We start from the raw sequence: 18,991 nt of genomic DNA on the forward strand, positions 1-18,991 counted from the left end.
GGCCCCCTATTAACAGTCACCGCCCGGAGAGACGGGCGGGTGACGGCGGTACGGGCCCCAGCCGACGAAGCGAGCGAACATGTCGGCCGGGGCCGGCGCGTCGTTCGGGTTCAGCCGGTAGAGGTCGCGCGTGGCCTCGTACAGCAGCCCGCACAGGTAGATGGACAACCCGATCCGGTTGTCCTCGTACTCGCTGCGCAGCAGCAGGCGGGCCATCGGGCACGGCCACGGCTGGCCGCAGGCCCGGCAGCACCACATCGGACGCAGCGGCGTGTGCGGGGTGGCGTGCAACGGGTACGGCCGGGGGCGATCCGGCCTGGGCCCGTCCGGCGGCTGCCCGAGCTGGTGGCTGATCACAGGCGCTCCTCGTGGTGGCCGTCTCCCGGGCGCTGCTCCGGGGCGGACCGATGGCCGCCGCCGTTCCCGCGCTGCTCCGGTACGGACCAGCGACCACCGTTGGCCCGCCACTGCTGGGCCGGGGTGAGGTTGCCGACCCGGCCGGGGCCCATCGTCGGGAGTGGACGTGTCGGCTGCCGCATCCACTCCGGCAGGTTGTCGCCCCGTACCCGGTGGGGCAGTGTCGGTGCCGACGCACCCCGGCAGCGGAACCAGCGCAGTCGCACGGCGCAACTCCTCTCGGTAGCGGGAACCGGACGAATTCGGCTCCACTGCGTGACAGTCTCGTCACCACGCCGCTAGGGTCGGAAGGCGTTCCACCCCCACCTTCCCGGCCGTCCGACCGGCCGATTTCCGTGTGCAGCCGTGTGCAGAGGTGTGCAGATGATCCGTGTGCCGTTGTGGGAACTGTTCGCCGGTGAGCTGCGCCGGTTACGCACCGATGCCGGGCTGACCCAGGAGGCGCTGGGCGAGCGGGTGAGCTATTCGGCGTCGCTGGTGGCGGCCGTCGAGCAGTGCCGCCGGGCGCCGCGCGCCGAGTTCACCGAGCGCTGCGACGAGGTGCTGAACGGCGGCGGCCTGCTGGTGCGGATCCGGGACGCGCTGATGCAGGAGGCGCTGATGCCGTGGTTCCGCGAGTGGGTGAGCATCGAGCAGGAAGCTGCCTCACTGCGTAGCTTCCAACCGCTGGTGGTGCCCGGCCTGTTGCAGACCGAGGAGTACGCCCGTGCGCTGCACGAGGGCGCTAGCCCACTTGTCGGTGATGCTATGGAGCAGCAGGTGGCCGCACGGATGGCGCGGCAGGTGGTGCTGGACCGCCCGGCTCCGCCGCAGTTCGTGGCAGTGCTCGACCATTCGGTGCTCACTCGCGCCGTCGGCGGCCCCAAGGTGATGCGGGAGCAGCTGGCGCATCTGGTCGAGGTAGGTCGTCGGCCTCGCGTGCACCTGCACCTGGTGCCGGAAACGGTCGGTGCCTATCCGGGGCTCAACGGCGCTTTCGTGCTCGCGACCCCCGCTGACGGTGACGACGTGGGCTACCTGGACAACCAGTTGCACGGCACGATTGTGGAGCGGCACGCGGACGTAAAATCACTTCGGCAAACCTGGGAGTCGGTGCGCGCGGAAGCTATGCCGCACGGGGCGACTCTGGCGGCGATCACGGAGGCGGCGAAACGATGGAGTTGACCGGCGCGATCTGGCGCAAGAGCACCCGCAGCAGCGGCAACTCCGGCGACTGCGTCGAGGTGGCGGACAACCTGCCCGGTGTGGTGGGGGTGCGGGACAGCAAGGACCGGCAGGGGCCGGTGCTGACGTTCACGCCGTCGAGCTGGGCGGCGTTCGTCGCGTACGCCAAACGGGGTTAGACAGCGGCCGCCGTCACGGCGCGAACGGCCACTCCTCGAACGACCGGCAGCGGCCGTCCTCGGCGAACCGCATGATCCAGAGGTCGCGCCATTCCTGGTGGACCGGGTCGCCGTACCGGACCTGCACCCGAGCCACGGCGGTGTCGCCGTCGACCGCGACGACCTCCGATGTCATCTCGAAGACCTCGTCGGGTCCGTCGCGCTCGCTGTCCCACATGCGGGTGATGGCGGGTAGGCCGACGACCGGATCCCGGTACGGTCCCTGCTGGTAGCTCGCGTCGGCGGTGAACATCGTGCCGAGCGCCGCCGTTCCCGGTGTGCGCCACGCCTGTTCGTACGCCGCGATCCAGGCGGCCACCCGATTCCTGTCCATGGTCGCCAGCCTGCCATCCGTGTGCGTGCGGGTCTCCCAGATCGGTCGCCGGGGATCGTCGTTGTGCACGACGACATCGGCGCGCTCGGCCGGGCGGGCCGTGGCGAGGTAGAGACGCTGGGCGGGAAGGTAACGCTCCCGCCAGCGCCGTTCGACGTCGGCCCGGGACGACACCCGGCTCTCCCGGACCACCGCACGCTCCACCGTACGGTCCGGCGCGGCCGACACGAGCACCCGCAGTTCCCACCGGTCGAGCAGTTCCGGGCGCAGCAGGAAGACACCGTCGAACACCAGCACGGCGTCGGCGGGAGCGGTGGTGAGCGGCGGGGACAGCACCGCGTCGGTGGCGTGGTCGTAGACCGTGTGCCGGAAGCGCCGGTCGCCGCCCGGGCCGAGCGGATCGAGCAGCACCCGCTTCAGCGTCCCGTGGTCGTGGGTGTCGACGTAGCAGCCCTCGGCCGAGAACTCACCGCGCCGGTAGCGCCGCTTTCGGGGGAAGAGGAAGTCGTCGACTGTCGCCCGGATGACGTACCGGCCCCGGGCGTGCAGGACGGCGGCCAGCTCGTCGGCGAGCGTGGTCTTTCCGGCGGCGGGCGGCCCGTCGACGGCGACCCGCGTCGGGTGCGGCACGGCGACGGACCCGACCGCATCGGCCAGGAGGTCGATCAGCTGATCGCGGCGGGGGTAAATGGATTGCCCCGGCACCGGGCCGAGAGTTTGACTGCCGTCCATGCCGTCCCCCTCACCGGTCTTCGTCGCGGGCACGGGCCGTTCGGGCACGTCGCGGATCGCCGACGTCATCGGCCAGCATCCGCTGATCCACCGGATCCCCATGGAGACCAAGTTCCTCGTCGAACCGGGCGGCCTGCGGGACCTGGCCGACGCGCTCACCGACCGGTACGACCCCATCGTCGGTGAGGACGCGCTGCACCGGCTGAGCGACTTCCTCACCGTACGCGTGCCCGGGCGGCGTGACGACCGTGGCAAGACCGTGCCCGAGCTGGTCGGCGTGGGTCGGTACCGGGACGCCGTACACCGGCTCTGGCCGCAGGTCATCGCGTACGCCTTCGAGGAGCCCGCGCCCGCGGAGGGCTTCGGCGACGGCGACCGGCCGGCCGGGCCGTTCGGGCCGGCCAGCCGACGGCGGGTCGTCCCGAGGTACTTCCGTGACCGGGGCGAACTGATCGGCATCCTGCGGGGCCTGGTCGACACCCTGTTCGGCGGGGCGGCGGCCGACGCGGGCAAGCCGACCTGGTGCGAGAAGACGCCGTTCAACCTCTTCTACCTGGACTTCCTCTGGGAACTGGTCCCCGAGGCGACGATCGTGCACATCAAGCGTCACCCGCTCTCGGTGCTCGCCTCCCACCTGGCCCAGCCGTGGGCGCCGTCCACCGTCGACGGGGCGCTCGCCTACCTTGTGCCGGTCTACCAGAGGTGGCTGGCCTGGAAGAACGCGGCCGACCTGACGGGCCGGCGATACATCGAGGTGAAGGCGGAGGACCTGGCGGCCGACTGGCCCGGGCAGCGGCGCGCTCTGTTCGAGCAGCTCGGCGTCGAGGACGCCGTCACCGCCTCGACGTTCCAGGCGGACAAGCTCGCACACCGCGACGACCAGTTCGACGCCGGCACCCGCGCGTACGTCGAGCGGGAACTGGGCGAGATCATCCCCGCGATGGGATACGAGTGACGGCCGCGACGGCCCCCCGGATCACGCCTTGTGGCGCAGTTCGCGGAGCACGCCGTGCCGGCGGAGCGCCCACCCCAGGCGCCGTGCGCTGGGGTGCCTGACGAACAGCACCGCCGCCCGGCGGATCAGCCCGAACCGGTTGTCGCTCACCTGGTCGTCGACTGCCGGCCAGATCAGCTCGCGTACGCGGGCGCTGTCCAGCATCGCCCGTACCTCGTGGCGTACCCGGGGATCCTCGGCCGCGGACGTGACGGCGGTGACCAGGCCGGGCCGGTCGGCGAGCGGCTCCACCGCCGCGGCGACGAGTGGCCGGCGTACGGTGTCCCGCTCCAGCAGCAGCAACACCGCCTCCCGGACCTCGGTGCTGTCGAGCCCGGACCGCAGCAGGCCCAGCGCGCTCCGCTCGACCTCGCGGTCGCGGTCCGGCAGGGACAGCGCGGCCAGCAGCACTGTCACCTCGTCGAGGTCGACGAGGTGACGCAGCCCGTCGCGGAACTCCGGCAGCGCCCACGCCACCGTCAGCCCACGCGCGAGATCACGATTCATGGGCCACTCGCTACCCGGAGTCGGCAGCCTCCGAAACGCCGTCCGGTCGTTGCCATGCCGCTTGACTGGTGTTCTACTTAACCATAACAATCTGACGGAGGGTCACCAGGGTGATCAACTTTCATGTCGACCGGTCCAGCAGCGTCCCCGCGTACGCCCAGCTGGTGCGGCAGGTCCGTGAAGCGCTGCGGATCGGGACGCTGCGGCCCGGAGACCAGCTCCCCACCGTGCGCAGCGTGGTGACAGCGTGCACCGTCAACCCGACCACTGTGCTCAAGGCCTACCGGGAGCTGGAACTGTCCGGCCTGGTGGAGGCGAGGCAGGGTGCGGGCACGTTCGTCAGCGGGACGCTCGGGCACGCCGATCCCCACGTCATGGCCCGCCTGCGCGGCAGCCTGGCCCGGTGGCTCGGCCAAGCCCGGGAGGCCGGCCTGGAGGACGAGGACGTCCAGGCGCTGCTCGCCTCCGTGATCGAGGCGAACGCGGCGCCCGCGAGGAGAGAGAACGCGGAGGGCGCGGCGTGAGCGGCGAGCCGGTCGCCGTCGAGGCGCGTGACCTGAGCCGGCGCTACGGCGCCGTGTGGGCGCTGCGGGAGTGCTCGTTCGCGCTGCCTTCCAACCGGGTCGTCGCGCTGGTCGGCGCGAACGGCGCGGGCAAATCGACGCTGCTGAGCATCATCGCCGGCACCCTGGCGGCCACCGGTGGCACGGTGTCGGTGCACGGCCGGCAGGTGGTGCGGGGCGGGTCCGTCGACGGCGGCAGCCGGGTGGCGATCCTCGCCCAGGACAAGCCGCTCTACCGCGACTTCACCGTGTCGGACATGCTCCGCTTCGGCCGCTCGACGAACCGCGTGTGGGACCAGCGGCGGGCGCTGTCGTGGCTCGACCGCTTCGCCGTCCCGCTGGACCGGCGCTGCGGCAAACTGTCCGGCGGGCAGCGGGCGCAGGTCGCGCTGGCGGTCGCGCTCGGCTCCCGACCCTCGGTGCTGCTGCTGGACGAGCCCCTCGCGAACCTGGATCCGCTGGCCCGCGTCGAGGTGACAGGCGAGCTGCTGGCGGAGGTCGCGGACGACGACATGACTGTCATGCTGTCGACCCACATCGTCGCCGAGCTGAGCGGCGTCGGTGACCACCTGCTGCTGCTCGACGCCGGTCGGCCCGTCCTCGCCGGCGACGTCGAGGAACTGCTCGACAGTCACGTCCGGCTGACCGGGCCCCGCGCCGACCAGCCACCCGGGCCGGGCACGGTCGTCCAGGCGCAGCACACCGGCCGCCAGTCCACCTTCGTCCTCCGGCGGCCGGCGGCACCGGCGGCCCACGCCGTCGTCGCGCCCGGCTGGACCGCTCAGCCCATCACCCTGGACGAGCTGATCCTGACCCACCTCAGAGCGTCGGCCGCCGCGCCGCACGAGCGGGAGGCAGCCGCATGAGCTCGATCGGCCAACTGTCCGCGCCCGCGAACCGCCGGAGCGACCCCGGGCACGCCGGGGGCGTACGCGGTCTGCTCTGGCTGACCTGGCGTCAGCACCGCTGGACCGTGATCGGCACGCTGGTCCTGGCCGCGGTCCTGGTGGGCTGGATGACCTACCTGTCGGTGGAGCTGACGAGCCTGTGGCACCAGTGCCACGAGACGTTCTGCGCGGAGGAGTCGCCACAGGGCCGGCGGCTCGGTGGCTCCTCCAGCCTGGTCCTGACGCTGGCCGTGCTGTCGCAGGTGGTGCAGTGGATGCCGCTGCTGATCGGCGTGTTCGTCGGCGTCCCGGTGCTGACCAGGGAACACGAGCAGCGCACCCTGCTGCTGGCCTGGAGTCAGGACGTCTCCCCGCAGCGGTGGCTCTGGACCCGGCTGGCCCTGCTCGGCCTGTTCGTGGCGGCGGTGACCTCGGCCGTCGCCGGTGTCAGCGACCACCTGGAGCGACTTCAGGCCCGGGTCGCCCCGGTGAGCCTGTTCGAGTACGGGCCGTTCCTCAACACCGCGATGCTTCCGGCGGTGATCAGCCTCTGCTGGTTCGCGGTCGGCGTCGCGCTCGGCGCCGCGATCAAGCGCACGCTCCCGGCCGTGTTCGGCGTGATCGTGGGTTTCGTCGGCCTGACCTATCTCGTCCGGTGGCGCTACCCCACGCTGATGGAGCCGCTGACCGCGCACCGCGTCATCGGCGGGCCCGGCGTGGGTGTGCTGCGCGACAACGCCCTGGTCGTCAAGGGCGGCATGATCGACTACGGGATCGACGGGCCGTCCGGCGCGTTCGACGCCTCCGGACGTGAGCTCAGCGGGGTCGAGCTGCAACGCCTCTGCCCACCCGACAACGGCACCGGCCGGACGCTCGCCTGCTTCGTCGAGCACAACCTTCAGCAGCACCTCCAGTACCAGCCGGGCAGCCGGATCCCCGAGTTCCACCTGATCGTCGCCGGCGGCTATCTGGGCCTGACCGCGCTGGCGCTCCTCGTCGTCTGGTGGATCGTCCGTCGTACCGACCTGAGCGCGGGCTGACCTGGGGACCGGCCTTGCCGGTGTTGTTACTGGCGAGTAGCGTTCGGGCATGAGCATCGACTCTCGCCAGGTGGCGGCCGGTCTTCTCGACGCCGTGCCGTTCGCCCGCACGCTCGGAATCGAGTTCGTCGAGGTGGCGCCCGAGGCCGAGGGCGGGGTCCGGGCCGTGGTCCGGCTCCCCGACGACCCGGCGCACCACAACCACGTGGGCGGCCCGCACGCCGGGGCCATGTTCACGCTGGGGGAGACCGCCTCGGGCGCGGTTGTTCTGGCCGCGTTCGGGCAGGTGCTCGACCGGGCCGTACCCCTGGCCGTGACCGCGACCATCCGCTACCTCAAGGTGGCGGTGGGGCCGGTGCTGGCGACGGCGCGGCTCGGCGGTGTCCCCGCCGAGGTGCTGGCCGAGCTGGACGCCGGACGGCGGCCGGAGTTCCCGGTCGAGGTGGAGGTCCGCACCGAGGACGGCACGCTCACCTCGTCGCTCACCGTGATCTGGACGCTGCGCCCGAACCGCTGACCGGGAAAGGTGTTTGCCCGGGGCGGGGCCTGGATAGATTCAAGCGATGCTGGGCCTCCCCGCGCACGTGAGCGCTTGTCTCTTCGATCTGGACGGTGTGCTGACGCAGACCGCCAAGGTGCACAACGCCGCCTGGGCGGAGACGTTCGACGCGTACCTGCGGCGACGGTCGGCCGAAACCGGCGAGCCGTTCCACCCGTTCGACCCCGGACCGGACTACAACCGGTACGTGGACGGCAGACCGCGCGCCGACGGGGTGCGCACATTCCTGGCCTCGCGCGGCATCACCCTGCCCGAGGGATCGCCGGACGACCCGCCCGAGGCGGACACCGTCAACGGCCTCGGCAACCGCAAGAACGTCGTCCTGCTCCAGCGGATCGAGCACGACGGCGTCGAGGTGTACGAGGGTTCGGTGCGCTACCTGGAGGCGGCCACCACGGCCGGGCTGCGCCGCGCTGTCGTCTCGGCCAGCGCCAACTGCGCCGCCGTGGTGCACGCCGCCGGACTGGACCGCTGGCTGGAGGCCCGGGTGGACGGCGTGGTCGCCCGCGCGAACGGGCTGCGCGGCAAACCGCACCCGGACACGTTCCTGGAAGGCGCCCGGCTGCTCGGCGTCGAACCGTCGCAGGCCGCCGTCTTCGAGGACGCCCTCGCCGGCGTCGCCGCCGGGCGGGCCGGCGGATTCGGGTACGTGGTGGGCGTCGACCGGGTCGGCCAGGCCGACGAACTGCTGGCGCACGGCGCCGACGTGGTGGTCACCGACCTCGCCGACCTGCTCGCCGCGGAGCCGGCCGCGTGATCCGGGAACGGGCGTATCCGGTCGAGCCCTGGCACGTCCGGGAGATGCAGCTCGACATGGACGTGCTGGCCCAGTCCGAGTCGGTGTTCGCGCTGTCCAACGGGCACATCGGGCTGCGCGGCAACCTCGACGAGGGCGAGCCGCACGGGCTTCCCGGCACCTACCTGAACTCGTTCTACGAGCTGCGCCCGCTGCCGTACGCGGAAGCCGGCTTCGGATTCCCCGAATCCGGGCAGACCATCGTCAACGTCACGAACGGCAAGCTGATCCGGCTGCTCGTCGACGACGAGCCGCTCGACGTGCGCTACGGCGAACTGCTCGCCCACGAGCGGGTCCTCGACATGCGTGCCGGCACGCTCCAGCGGGAACTGCACTGGCGCTCCCCGGCCGGTCGCGAGGTCAAGGTCCGCACCACCCGGCTGGTGTCGTTCACCCAGCGCTCGGTGGCGGCCATCCACTACGAGGTCGAGCCGGTCGACGGGCCGCTGCGGCTGATCCTCCAGTCCGAGCTCGTCGCCAACGAGTCGCTGCCGCCGCAGAGCCGCGACCCCCGGGTCGCCGCCGTCCTGGAGTCGCCGTTGCAGGCCGAGGAGGAGCTGACCACCGACGACGGCGGCCAGCTCATCCACCGCACCAAGGTCAGCGGCCTGCGGGTCGCCGCCGCGATGGGCCACGACGTGGACGGGCCCGAACGCACCACGATCGAGAGCGAGGGGTACGAGGACTGGGTCCGCACCACCATCGGCTGCGTGCTCAAGCCCGGCCAGAAGCTCCGGGTGGTCAAGTACCTCACGTACGGCTGGTCCAGCCGCCGGTCCCTCCCGGCGCTGCGCGACCAGGTCGGCGCGGCGCTCGCCGCGGCCCGGCTCGACGGCTGGGACGGGCTGCGCCGGGCCCAGCGCGAATACCTGGACGCGTTCTGGGACGCCGCCGACGTACGCGTCGAAGGCGACCCCGAGGTGCAGCAGGCCGTCCGGTTCGGCCTCTTCCACGTCCTCCAGGCCGGCGCCCGCGCGGAACGGCGGCCGATCTCGGCCAAGGGCCTCACCGGCCCGGGATACGACGGCCACGCGTTCTGGGACACCGAGATGTTCGTGCTGCCGGTGCTCACGTACACGCAGCCCGGCGCGGTGCGCGACGCGTTGCAGTGGCGGTACGACACGCTGGCCCAGGCCCAGGAACGCGCTCGCACGCTGAACCTCGAAGGCGCCGCCTTCCCGTGGCGCACCATCGAGGGGCCGGAGTCGTCGGCGTACTGGCCCGCCGGCACGGCCGCGTTCCACATCGCCGCCGACGTCGCCGACGCGCTGCGCCGCTACGTGCTGGTCACCGGCGACGAGGCGCTGGAACGGGAGATCGGGCTGGAACTGCTGGTCGAGACCGCCCGGCTGTGGCGCTCGCTCGGCCACCACGACCGCGCCGGACGGTTCCACATCGACGGCGTGACCGGCCCGGACGAGTACACGGCGGTGAAGAACGACAACGTCTACACCAACCTGATGGCCCAGCGGAACCTGCGTACCGCCGCGGACTGCGCGATGCGCTACCGGGACCAGGCGCTCGACCTCGGCGTCACCGAGGAGGAGGCCGCCGTGTGGCGGGACGCCGCGAACGACATGCACGTCCCGTACGACGCGGAGACCGAGGTGCACGAGCAGGTGGAGGGATTCACCCGCTTCCAGGAGTGGGACTTCGAGCACACACCGCCGGAGAAGTACCCGCTGCTGCTGCACTACCCGTACTTCGACCTCTACCGCAAGCAGGTCGTCAAGCAGGCCGACCTGGTGCTGGCCATGCACTGGCGGGGCGACGCGTTCAGCGCCGCCGAGAAACTGCGCAACTTCGTCTACTACGAGCGGCGCACCGTACGCGACTCGTCGCTGAGCGCCTGCACCCAGGCGGTGCTCGCGGCCGAGGTCGGCTACCTCGAACTGGCCCACCGCTACCTGCGCGAGGCCGCGCTGATGGATCTGCACGACCTCAACGAGAACACCCGCGACGGCGTGCACATGGCGTCCCTGGCCGGTGCCTGGATCGCGCTGGTGGCCGGGTTCGGCGGGCTGCGGGACCACGACGGGACGCTCTCCTTCGCGCCCCGGCTCTCCAGCCGCCTCAGCCGCCTGGAGTTCTCGCTCCAGTGGCAGGGGATGCGGCTGCGGGTCGACGTCCGGCCGCACCAGACGACGTACTCGCTGCGCAACGGCGGCCCGGACACCGTCGTGGAGCTGCGGCATCACGGCGAGCCGCTGCGGGTCACCTCCGCGCAGCCGGTCACCGTGGCGGTGCCGCCACCGGCACGCCCCACCGGGCCGCAGCCGGAGCAGCCGCAGGGCCGCGCGCCGCTGATGCACCTGCCGGAACGTACGGACTGAGCGGCCCCGCCACTACGGGCGGGACCGCTCGGTACGCGTACCTCAGAACTGGCGGCCGTTGGACGGACGCCCGCCGGCGTCGCGCGGCGCCGTGGCCCGCGGATCGTCGGACGTCCGCGCCGTCGAGGCGCGGTCGGCCCAGTCCGGCGAGTCCTTCAGCTCCTGCTTGCGGCGTTCCTGGTCGGTGAGTTCCTGTTCCCGGGACCTGTCCTGTTTCGCCATGACGATCCTCGCGATCGGTCGGGGTCCGTGGTCACCCCGCGCGTTCCCGCCCGGCGGCGGCTCAACCGTCCGGGCGAGGGCTCAACCGTCCACGTGCTGGGCGAAGCTGCGCCGCAGGTGGTCCTTGGGGCGGGAGCCGACGATCGAGCCGACCACCTCGCCGCCCCGGAACACCAGCATGGTCGGCGCGGACATGATCCGATGGGCGCGTGCGGTGGCCGGGTTCTCGTCGGTGTTGAGAGTGACGAAGCGCAGCGCGTCGCCGAACTCCTCGGCCAGCTCGGCCAGGTGCTTCGACACCACCCGGCACGGCGGGCACCACTCGGCCCAGAAGTCGACCACCACCGGCCGGTCGGCGGCCAGGACGGTGGCCGCGAAGGTGTCGTCGGTGACCGGGTTCAGCCGGCCGGTCCCCGTGTCCTGAGGCATGTTTCCTCCCGTTGGGTGATCGCGTGGGCGAGCTGGTCGTGCAGCCGGCGGCGGACGTCGCCCAGCCGGTCGAGGTAGTCGTCCACCTCGGCGAGCTTGCGCCGCAGCACCGCCACCGAATCGGGGCAGACGTCACCGGAGTCGTTTCCGGCGCGCAGGCAGGCGACGAACGGGCGGATGTCGTCCAGGCCGAAACCGATCGCCAGCAGGGAGCGGATCTCGCGGACGACGCGTAGTTCCGCCTCGTCGTAGACCCGGTATCCGTTGGCGGACCGGTTCGGCCGGACCAGCCCGTGGGCCTCGTAGTAGCGCAGGGTGCGGGTGCTCGTACCGGCCCGCTGCGCCAGCTCCCCGATCCGCATCCGCCGCCCCCGTCCGTCTCCGTGGGTCGACGCTAAACCTTGCCGCCGACGTCAACGCAACCCCGCACGCGTCGGCTTTCCCGCCCGCTGTCCGCCGGGTTCCCTGATGGTCCCCGTCGATCATGAAGTTGGCGGGTGGGGGGAGCGCTTTCTGGGGCCTCAACTTCATGATCGTCGGGGTGGGGGGTATGCGTTGGGGGAGAGCGGGAGGGGCGGTGAGGGGAATGCGTGAGGTTTCGGTGCCTGTGGTGGACGGCGGGCTCGTCGGGGACGTGGTGGTGCCGGCGGGGGCCGGTGGGGTGGTGCTGTTCGCACACGGGAGCGGCAGCTCGCGGCACAGTCCGCGCAACATGGCCGTCGGGCGCGCGCTCAACGAGCGCGGGCTCGCCACGATGCTGGTCGACCTGCTGACCGCCGACGAGGAGGCGCGGGACGAGATCACCGCCGAACTGCGCTTCGACATCGGCATGCTGGCCGAGCGCCTCGCCGGGATCGTCGACTGGATGGGCGCCGACCCGGAGCTGGGGCGGCTCCCGATCGGACTGTTCGGCGCCAGCACCGGCGCCGCCGCCGCGCTCGTCGCCGCCGCGGCCCGGCCGGACCGGGTGGGCGCTGTGGTCTCCCGGGGCGGCCGGCCCGATCTGGCCGGCAGCTCACTGACTGCGGTACGCGCACCGACGCTCCTGCTCGTCGGCGGCCTGGACGAGCAGGTGATCGCACTCAACGAGCAGGCCCGGGACGCGCTGGGCGAGGTCGCCGAGCTGCGGATCGTGCCCGGTGCCACGCACCTGTTCGAGGAGCCCGGCACGCTGGAGCAGGTGGCCGACCAGGCAGGTACGTGGTTCACCACGCACCTGCGCCAGCCACACCCCGCCTGACCGCCGTACCGTCAGCGCGTCGGTCGTCAGCCCGCTGCCTCGGCGGCGCGGCCCGGGTCGGCGGTCGGTGCGGGAACGCCGGTGCCGCTCCGCTCGGCGGCGCGATGCCGCTGCACGGTGTCCAGCACCCGCCACAGCACCGCCGCGATCGGCACCGACACGAACGCCCCGGCGACCCCGGCCACAAGTGTGCCGGCGGTGACCACCACCAGGATGACGGCCGGGTGCAGCTGCACCTGCCGCCGCATGACCAGTGGTTCGAGCAGGTTGCCCTCGATCTGCTGGACGGCGATCACGGCGGCCAGCGTCAGCAGCGCGGTGGTGGGGCCGTTCGCGGCGAGCGCGACGAGCACCGCCACCGCACCGGCCACCGTGGCACCGATGATCGGTACGAACCCGCCAAGGAACGTGATCAGGGCGAGCGGCAGGGCCAGCGGGACACGCAACACGAGCAGGGCCAGCCCGATGCCGATGGCGTCGATGGCCGCGATGATCATCGTGCCCCGGCTGTACGCGCCGAGCGTCCGCCAGCCGGCCCGTCCCGCCTCGGCGGTCAGCTCCCGGCGCGGGCCGGTGAGCCGGCGCAGCACCCAGCGCCACATCGAGCGGCCGTCCTTGAGCAGGAAGAACAGCAGCACCAGGGCGAGCAGCACCGCGCCCGCCACCTCGGCGACCTTGCGCGCACCGGCGACCGGGTCGGGCGCGCCGCTGCTCAAGCCCTGCCGGATCTGCTCGACGAGCCGGTCGAGCTGCTGGTCGGTGACCGGCAGGCTGGACGTGACGAAGTCCCGGGTGCGCTGCAACCCCTCGTCGAGCTGCTGGCTCAACTCGCTGAACTGGCTCGCGGTGAGGTTCCAGACCAGGACGCCGGCGCCGCCCAGGATGCCGAGCAGCAGCAGGATGCTCAGCAGCGCGGCGAGCCCGGCCGGCACTCGCAGCCGGCGCAGGCGTACCAGGACCGGGTCGAGCAGCGCGGCGAGGAAGAGCGTGCCGGCCAGCGCCACCGCCAGCGGCGCCAGTAGTACGGCGATCTGCCCGAGCAGCCACAGCCCGGCGGTCACCACCAGCAGGCAGGCGCTCCAGGTGACCGCCGTCCGTACCGGCCAGGGAAGTCCCGCCCAGGTCTGCCGCGGTCCGGCGGTCGGTGCCCGCCCGGTTATGCCAGCGTCGTCGTCCACGTCGCCCTCCTCGATCCGGGCCGTTGGTACCCGACGCGGGCCGATCCGACACCAGGGACGTAACCACCCACCCGGTGTTTGTGCTCCCGGCCTCCGGGAAGGCATTCACCGTATCGAAGGGAGATCGGGCATGAGTGACTTCATGGACAAGGCCAAGGACTTCGCCGACAAGCACGACAAGCAGGTCGACCAGGGCATCGAGAAGGCCGGTGACGCGGCGGACAAGCGCACCGGCGGCAAGTACGACGCGCAGGTCGACAAGGGCGTCGACATGGCGCAGCAGCGCACCGGCGAAGGCGACACCGGCCGCTGACGTACACCCGCTCCGGCGCCGGAACACGACGGCGGCCACGCCCCCGCTGGGAGCGTGGCCGCCGCGGCGTCGGGCCGGCCCGTGCGGGTCAGGAGCTGTAGCCGCGTCCGGCGATCCAGTTGGCCAGCTCGGTCACGTCCATCCAGTACGTCGGCTCGTCCGGCCGGGCCGGGTCGGCGATCAGCACCCGGTCGCCGTCGCCCTCGTACCGCACGACGGTCACGTAGTGGCCGGGGTAGCTGTGCTCCACCCCGTCGATGTCCCGGGCACCGCCCAGGATGTTCGCCACCACCGGCCGGTCGTCGTCCACAGCGGCACGGATGTCCGCGCGCAGACGCTCGACCTGCTCCCGGGTGGCCACGTCGTCGCGGATCTCGGTGGTCTTGTACTTGCCACCCGTGTACTCGTTGAGCACCCGGGTGATGTCGATGGCCGAGTCGGTGCCGTTCTCGGTGGTGCCGAGCTTTGTCGCCAGCTCGTCCTGGCTCACGTCCCTGCCCTCGGCCGACAGGGCGATCCGGGTCGAGGCGGGACCGCAGTAGAAGTAGTTCGGCTGTGCCTGGTACTCGTAGTCGGCGGCGCGGTCACCCTTGCCCTTGACCGGGGCGGCGTGGGCGGCGGCCGGACCGGCCACGGCTCCGCCGGCCGCGGCCAGACCGGCGACGGACAGCACACACTTACGGATGATCGGGTTCATGGTCGAGGCTCCATTCGGGGGTCGACGGCTCCGTGCGGGAGACGCGGCACCAGGAGTGGCGCTCGGCGTACGGAGAGTTCAACCGCCCTGTTGCGGCAGCCCATTTCCGGCCGTGACCGGGGCCACCGCCGAACCGGACATACGTCTCAGCCGGGAAGACTTCCCAGGAGCCGGTTCACCGCGATCTCGATGACCACCCGTTCCGGATTCGGGCGCGGCGTGCGATACCGCTCGGCGTACCGGCGCTCGGCCTCGGCCACCGACTCCGGGTCGCGGCGCAGCACCGCCCGGCCCTCCACCGTCAGCCACCAGCGGCCGTCGACCTGGCACACCGCGACCGGGACGCCGTCCGGCCCGGCCGCCGCGACGTGCCGGGCCTTGGCCGACCCGGCGGAGGTGATCACCCGGGCCAGCCGGGTCGCGGGGTCGAAGGTCACCCCCACGGGTACGACGTGCGGAGTGCCGTCGGCACGCGGTGTGGTGAGCGTGGCGAGGTGCCGGTCCGCGAAGAAGCGGGCCACCCGTTCGTCGCTCGGATCCAGCCGATGCCGCGCCGCCATGTCGTCTCCTCGTTCCGTGCCGGTGACGTCTCAGCGGCGGGGTGCCGCGCCTGGCGGCAACGTCGCCACCGAGGACTCCCCGGCGGCCCGCTGCTCGGCGCGGTGCTTGGCGACCAGCCGGCCCAGGTAGAACAGCGCGCCGGCCAGCACGCCCATGTCGTCCAGGTAGATCGGGTCGGGCAGCAGGTCCACCGGGAGGATCGTGTAGATCAGCGCACCGTAGAACGCGACCTTGCCGCCGGCGCCGAGCGCGCCGAGCATCCGGCGGGTGCGGACCACCCGGATGGCGAGCAGCACCGCCCCGGCCAGCATGGCCGCCGCGAGGACGGCGGCGAGGACGACCAGCACCCAGGCTTCACGGGACACGCCACCACGCTAGCCGAGCCCGGCCCGCCACGCCCGGCAGTCGTCCCCCGGGCGCACCGGACGACGTCCCGTCGGGCCGCTGCCGGGCGACGCGCTCTCAGGCCGCCACGGCCGCCCGGCCGCGAGCCACCGGCGGCAGCTCCCGGGTGACCTCGGGGCCTGCCGTCCCGCTCGGCAGCTCCCGGGTGGTGTCCGGCCCGGCGAAGCCCACGATGGACAGCTCGGTCTGCGGCTCGGCGACCGGGTGCAGGGCCGCGAACGCCTCGTCGCGCAGGCTCTGCGCCGCCGCCGAGGCCAGCTCGGCCGCCTGCCAGGCGGCCTGCTCCCGCTGCATGGCGGCCCGGTGCCGGGCCGCCATGTTGTCCCGGACCAGCCGGCGCAGCAGCAGCTCCTGCTCGACCGGGTGCCGGCTCGGGTCCCAGCCGTTGCCGCCGAGGATGTCGCTGAGCTGCCGCACCGTGATCTCGTTCCGCCACTGGGCGTCCATCGCGGCCCGGTGCAGCCAGCGCTCCCGGTCCGCGTACTCGGCCGGGGTCCGGGCGGTCCGGGGCAGCGGCAGCGCCGCGGCGGCGGTCAGGCGACGGACGTCCTCCTCGGCTGCCTGGTACGCCTGCCAGGCGGCCTCGGCCTCCTCCTGGGCGGTCAGCCACTCGGACCGGCTCCGCTCGGCGGTCGCCGTGGCACGGGACGCGGCCACGGCCACCTCGTCGGCGTAGCGGATCTGCTCCTGGTCCCGTACGCGGGCACGCTCGGCCCGATCGATGCTGCTCGGCCGGGCGGCGTCGCTGATCCGGTCGACGAGTTCCGAGCGGAACCGGGACGGGCGGACGATCAGCGCGGTGACCACTGTCGCGGCCACGGCGAGCAGGACCAGCCAGATCACGGCGGCCGCGGGCATGTCGGGCAGGACGGAGGAGAAGACGGTCTGCATCACCAGCACCTCGTGGTGGAACGAAGGACGATAAACGGTCGTGGCCCGGACATCCGGGCGGGTGCGCGTCGTGACTCGGACGCGACGGGACGCGCGGCAGGGCGCGAGGCGTGCGGCCGGTGGGGCCGCGCAGGGGCGTACCGGAAGGGGCGCCCGGTCAGGCGCGCGGCGGACCGCGACGGGCGATGTCCGCCCGGCCGGGGTCGGCGGCGGCGACGACCTCGACGCCGGGGACGCGCCCGGCGGAGTCGGCGGAGAGGGCTTCCGTGACGGCCGGGCCGGTGCCGGGGCCGGTGGTCCGCAGGGCAGCGGTCGTCGCGTCGGCCGCCGTGAGGTCGGCGGAACGCACGGCGCCGGTCGTGACCGCCTGCCGCGCCGCGACGTGCTCGATGGCGGCGGCGTGCTCGATCGCCGCGATGTGCTCGATCGCCGCGACGTGCTCGGTTGCGACGGCGTGCGAGGCGACGGTGGCGTGCGAGGCCGCGGCGGCGTGGGCGGGTGCGGCGGCGATGCCTTGGAGGCCGGCGATGATCGCCAGGCCGGCCACAGCCGTGCGGGCGATCCGGCGCAGCGTCGCCGTCCAGGTGGACGGGGTGAACGCTACGGGCAGCACCTGTTCAACCTATCGGTCGACGGACGATCCCGCAGCTCAAGGATCTTGCGGGTTACGTGAGCCACCCCACGGGTCGGTGTGGACGGACACTCACGCAGGCCCGACGCGGAACGGCGCGGCACCCCGGCAGGGGTGCCGCGCCGTTTCGTGAAGGCCGGACTCAGTTGCCGCCGAGCACCGGCGGCGGGGCGGCGTCGCCGTCGCTCCAGACCATCTCGTCCTCGGTGAGCCAGGTCAGCCGGCCGTCGGACTCGTCGTCGCCGTGGCCGCCGCGCCCACCCAGCACGCCACTGCGGCCGGCCATCGCGGGCCGCCCGGTGGCACCGCCGGCGCGCTCGGCGGGCTTGCTTCCGGCGTCGACCACGAGACCACGGCCGGAGGTGAGCCGGCCGGTGCCGGCCGCCGAACGGTTCTCCGCGCCGGACATGCCGCCGAAGCGGGCCGAGGACGCCGCGTTGGTGCCGGTGCCCGCGAGCGAGCCGGTGCTCAGCACACCGGGGGCGCCGTAGAGCCCGCCACCCGGTCCGCCGGCGCTCATCGTGGTCGGGCCGGCACCACCGGTACCGAAGCCCGGGCCGCCGCCGACCGTCGGACCGCCGACGGTGCTGGTCAGCGGCGCGGCGCCGGCAAGCGAGGTGCCGCCCGGGTCGACGGTGCCGCTGGTCGGCACCGAACCCGGAGCGCCGGCGCCCGGCTGGCCGCCCGGCGTGCCCGCACCGGGCGTGCCCTCGCCCGGCGTACCGCCGGTCGGGGCCGTGTGGTGCACACCCGACGTGGTGGCGGTGGCGTTGGCGCCCGGGCCGAAGCTGCCCAGGCTCGGGCCGGACGACGGCGTCTTCACCGACGGGCCGTTCTGCAGCGTCGGGTCGCCGTTGCTCGTGTGGCCGGGCAGTTCGGTCTCCGGCGGGTCCGGCACGACGATGCGGCCGTACGCCGAGAAGTCGTAGCCCTCGGCGAGCTTCGCCACGACCTGCACCATCCGCTGGTGCGCCTTCTCCTGCTCGGCCTTGTCCTGCTGGTGGCCGACGATCCCGCCGATCACCGCGCCCGGGGCGCCGCCGATCAGGAAGCCCTTGCCGGCGCCGGAGAGCAGCTTGTCGTTGTCGTCGGTCTTCTCCGGGCTCTCCGCCTTGGACTGCGCGGCCCGCAGCTCGCTGGACATCATGTCCAGGCCCTGCCGGATGCCGGTCATGCCCTCGGACAGGTTGCCGGAGTAGCGGACGACCATGTCCAGCCGGCGGTGGAACTCCCGCGCGGCATCGCCGGTCCAGGTCTTCGCCAGCGCCTCCAGGTCGGCGGTCAGGTCGCGGCCGAGGTCGTCGAGCGTGCCCTTCAGGGAGGTCCACTGGGCGCTGAGCGCCTCGATCTGCTTCGGGTCGCCGGCGTTGACGCCCTGGTAGAGCTCCTCGTGGCTGACGTGCTCGTAGCGCCGGGTGTACTCAGACACGCGGGTCCTCCTTCGGCTGCTTCATCGCCTCGTTGAGCCCGGAGAGGGCGGCGGCGATGTCGGCCGCGGCGGCGGCGTTGCGGGCCTCGGCGGTCTTGTAGTTCGTCATGATCTTGTGGGTCGCCTCGCGGGCGGCCAGGATCGCCCGGCGCAGCCGGTCGACGTGGTTGACGTAGCTCTGGTGCGTCTCGGAGTAGCGACGTGCGTTGTCGGTCGCGTCGGTGAACGTGCCGAGCGCCGGCGGGCGGCACTGCATCTGGGTGTTGAGCTTGCGCAACACCGACTCCGCCTCGTGCAGGCGCCGCTCGAGCCGCTGGTGGAAGTCCTCCAAGGACAGTACGTCTACCGTCGTGCGCCCCGTCATGGCTGCATCCCCGTAGTCATCGTCGATAACCGTTCGCCGTACTCAGGTTAGTCGAAGCGAGCCAACCCGGGCGACCCGTGACGGAGA

General features: G+C 72.8%; 26 protein-coding genes and 1 pseudogene. 11 read left to right on the forward strand and 16 right to left on the reverse strand.

The features are described from left to right. Nucleotides 1-9: 9 nt before the first annotated feature. Together CLT75_RS26830 and CLT75_RS26835 are read right to left on the reverse strand one after the other, a co-directional pair. Nucleotides 10-357, reverse strand: coding sequence for a hypothetical protein (locus CLT75_RS26830; RefSeq protein WP_135242987.1), 348 nt, complete (start codon nt 355-357; stop codon nt 10-12). Further along, a complete protein-coding gene (locus CLT75_RS26835) occupies nt 354-623 on the reverse strand; it encodes a hypothetical protein (protein ID WP_135242988.1) in 270 nt (89 codons plus the stop codon). The genes CLT75_RS26830 and CLT75_RS26835 overlap by 4 nt, the downstream gene beginning before the upstream one ends. Before the next feature lie 157 nt (nt 624-780). Here CLT75_RS26835 and CLT75_RS26840 point away from each other — a divergent pair, with 157 nt between their 5' ends. After that, entirely contained in the window at nt 781-1,581 is an 801-nt protein-coding gene (locus tag CLT75_RS26840; protein WP_091332031.1) for a helix-turn-helix domain-containing protein, read from the forward strand. After that, nucleotides 1,572-1,760: a DUF397 domain-containing protein gene (locus CLT75_RS26845; protein ID WP_135242989.1), complete on the forward strand. Its 189-nt coding sequence runs from the start codon at nt 1,572-1,574 to the stop codon at nt 1,758-1,760. The genes CLT75_RS26840 and CLT75_RS26845 overlap by 10 nt, the downstream gene beginning before the upstream one ends. Nucleotides 1,761-1,773: 13 nt before the next feature. On the opposite strand, the gene CLT75_RS33470 is transcribed toward CLT75_RS26845, so the two are convergent. Both CLT75_RS33470 and CLT75_RS33475 read right to left on the reverse strand, forming a co-directional pair. Then, nucleotides 1,774-2,133, reverse strand: coding sequence for a nuclear transport factor 2 family protein (locus tag CLT75_RS33470; RefSeq protein ID WP_167797016.1), 360 nt, complete (start codon nt 2,131-2,133; stop codon nt 1,774-1,776). A gap of 27 nt (nt 2,134-2,160) precedes the next feature. Continuing rightward, nucleotides 2,161-2,865: pseudogene (locus CLT75_RS33475) on the reverse strand (nucleoside/nucleotide kinase family protein); the annotation flags it as partial. Between the two features lie 100 nt (nt 2,866-2,965). Between CLT75_RS33475 and CLT75_RS26855 the strand changes: the two are divergent. Beyond that, complete coding sequence (locus CLT75_RS26855; RefSeq protein WP_135242991.1) at nt 2,966-3,820, forward strand: sulfotransferase family protein; 855 nt, start codon at nt 2,966-2,968, stop codon at nt 3,818-3,820. Between the two features lie 21 nt (nt 3,821-3,841). Here CLT75_RS26855 and CLT75_RS26860 read toward each other — a convergent pair whose 3' ends face one another. Beyond that, nucleotides 3,842-4,366, reverse strand: coding sequence for a hypothetical protein (locus CLT75_RS26860; protein ID WP_135242992.1), 525 nt, complete (start codon nt 4,364-4,366; stop codon nt 3,842-3,844). Nucleotides 4,367-4,476: 110 nt separating this feature from the next. Between CLT75_RS26860 and CLT75_RS26865 the strand changes: the two genes are divergently transcribed. Genes CLT75_RS26865 through CLT75_RS26890 form a run of 6 tightly spaced genes read left to right on the forward strand, consistent with a single transcriptional unit; the run spans nt 4,477 to nt 10,544 of the window. Further along, on the forward strand, nt 4,477-4,890 hold the full coding sequence (locus CLT75_RS26865) for a GntR family transcriptional regulator (protein WP_135242993.1): 414 nt from the start codon (nt 4,477-4,479) through the stop codon (nt 4,888-4,890). Beyond that, entirely contained in the window at nt 4,887-5,795 is a 909-nt protein-coding gene (locus CLT75_RS26870) for an ABC transporter ATP-binding protein (RefSeq protein ID WP_135242994.1), read from the forward strand. Before CLT75_RS26865 ends, CLT75_RS26870 begins: the two co-directional genes overlap by 4 nt. Further along, a complete protein-coding gene (locus tag CLT75_RS26875) occupies nt 5,792-6,856 on the forward strand; it encodes an ABC transporter permease (RefSeq protein ID WP_135242995.1) in 1,065 nt (354 codons plus the stop codon). Before CLT75_RS26870 ends, CLT75_RS26875 begins: the two co-directional genes overlap by 4 nt. A 49-nt stretch (nt 6,857-6,905) precedes the next feature. Next, a complete protein-coding gene (locus tag CLT75_RS26880) occupies nt 6,906-7,373 on the forward strand; it encodes a DUF4442 domain-containing protein (protein ID WP_091414765.1) in 468 nt (155 codons plus the stop codon). A gap of 46 nt (nt 7,374-7,419) precedes the next feature. After that, a complete protein-coding gene (locus CLT75_RS26885) occupies nt 7,420-8,172 on the forward strand; it encodes a beta-phosphoglucomutase family hydrolase (RefSeq protein WP_135242996.1) in 753 nt (250 codons plus the stop codon). Beyond that, entirely contained in the window at nt 8,169-10,544 is a 2,376-nt protein-coding gene (locus CLT75_RS26890; protein WP_135242997.1) for a glycoside hydrolase family 65 protein, read from the forward strand. The genes CLT75_RS26885 and CLT75_RS26890 overlap by 4 nt, the downstream gene beginning before the upstream one ends. 42 nt (nt 10,545-10,586) lie before the next feature. On the opposite strand, the gene CLT75_RS26895 is transcribed toward CLT75_RS26890, so the two are convergent. The 3 genes from CLT75_RS26895 to CLT75_RS26905 form a co-directional block, all read right to left on the reverse strand. Further along, complete coding sequence (locus tag CLT75_RS26895) at nt 10,587-10,766, reverse strand: hypothetical protein (RefSeq protein WP_071097001.1); 180 nt, start codon at nt 10,764-10,766, stop codon at nt 10,587-10,589. An 81-nt stretch (nt 10,767-10,847) separates the two neighbouring features. Then, a complete protein-coding gene (gene trxA / locus CLT75_RS26900; protein ID WP_013283751.1) occupies nt 10,848-11,195 on the reverse strand; it encodes a thioredoxin in 348 nt (115 codons plus the stop codon). Continuing rightward, nucleotides 11,165-11,557: a MerR family transcriptional regulator gene (locus CLT75_RS26905; RefSeq protein WP_135242998.1), complete on the reverse strand. Its 393-nt coding sequence runs from the start codon at nt 11,555-11,557 to the stop codon at nt 11,165-11,167. The genes trxA and CLT75_RS26905 overlap by 31 nt, the downstream gene beginning before the upstream one ends. A 224-nt stretch (nt 11,558-11,781) precedes the next feature. Here CLT75_RS26905 and CLT75_RS26910 point away from each other — a divergent pair, with 224 nt between their 5' ends. Beyond that, nucleotides 11,782-12,435, forward strand: coding sequence for a dienelactone hydrolase family protein (locus CLT75_RS26910; protein WP_209310390.1), 654 nt, complete (start codon nt 11,782-11,784; stop codon nt 12,433-12,435). A 26-nt stretch (nt 12,436-12,461) separates the two neighbouring features. On the opposite strand, the gene CLT75_RS26915 is transcribed toward CLT75_RS26910, so the two are convergent. Beyond that, nucleotides 12,462-13,613 carry an AI-2E family transporter gene (locus CLT75_RS26915; RefSeq protein WP_135243000.1) on the reverse strand — a complete coding sequence of 384 codons (1,152 nt, stop codon included), beginning with the start codon at nt 13,611-13,613 and terminating at the stop codon, nt 12,462-12,464. A 130-nt stretch (nt 13,614-13,743) separates the two neighbouring features. On the opposite strand from CLT75_RS26915, the gene CLT75_RS26920 reads away from it, so the two are divergent. Then, nucleotides 13,744-13,926: an antitoxin gene (locus CLT75_RS26920; protein WP_135243001.1), complete on the forward strand. Its 183-nt coding sequence runs from the start codon at nt 13,744-13,746 to the stop codon at nt 13,924-13,926. 88 nt (nt 13,927-14,014) lie between these two features. Here CLT75_RS26920 and CLT75_RS26925 read toward each other — a convergent pair whose 3' ends face one another. The 7 genes from CLT75_RS26925 to CLT75_RS26955 form a co-directional block, all read right to left on the reverse strand. Then, on the reverse strand, nt 14,015-14,623 hold the full coding sequence (locus tag CLT75_RS26925; RefSeq protein WP_135243002.1) for a C39 family peptidase: 609 nt from the start codon (nt 14,621-14,623) through the stop codon (nt 14,015-14,017). A gap of 146 nt (nt 14,624-14,769) precedes the next feature. Then, nucleotides 14,770-15,183, reverse strand: coding sequence for a TIGR03618 family F420-dependent PPOX class oxidoreductase (locus tag CLT75_RS26930; RefSeq protein WP_135243003.1), 414 nt, complete (start codon nt 15,181-15,183; stop codon nt 14,770-14,772). A gap of 30 nt (nt 15,184-15,213) precedes the next feature. Next, nucleotides 15,214-15,549: a YkvA family protein gene (locus CLT75_RS26935; RefSeq protein ID WP_135243004.1), complete on the reverse strand. Its 336-nt coding sequence runs from the start codon at nt 15,547-15,549 to the stop codon at nt 15,214-15,216. 97 nt (nt 15,550-15,646) lie between these two features. Beyond that, nucleotides 15,647-16,480: a hypothetical protein gene (locus CLT75_RS26940; protein ID WP_135243005.1), complete on the reverse strand. Its 834-nt coding sequence runs from the start codon at nt 16,478-16,480 to the stop codon at nt 15,647-15,649. A 157-nt stretch (nt 16,481-16,637) separates the two neighbouring features. Beyond that, entirely contained in the window at nt 16,638-17,093 is a 456-nt protein-coding gene (locus tag CLT75_RS26945) for a hypothetical protein (RefSeq protein ID WP_135243006.1), read from the reverse strand. Nucleotides 17,094-17,253: 160 nt separating this feature from the next. Beyond that, complete coding sequence (locus tag CLT75_RS26950; RefSeq protein WP_135243007.1) at nt 17,254-18,540, reverse strand: WXG100 family type VII secretion target; 1,287 nt, start codon at nt 18,538-18,540, stop codon at nt 17,254-17,256. Beyond that, a complete protein-coding gene (locus CLT75_RS26955; protein ID WP_013283763.1) occupies nt 18,533-18,904 on the reverse strand; it encodes a hypothetical protein in 372 nt (123 codons plus the stop codon). Before CLT75_RS26955 ends, CLT75_RS26950 begins: the two co-directional genes overlap by 8 nt. Between the last annotated feature and the right edge of the window lie 87 nt (nt 18,905-18,991).

It is taken from the genome of Micromonospora sp. CNZ285, assembly GCF_004637285.1.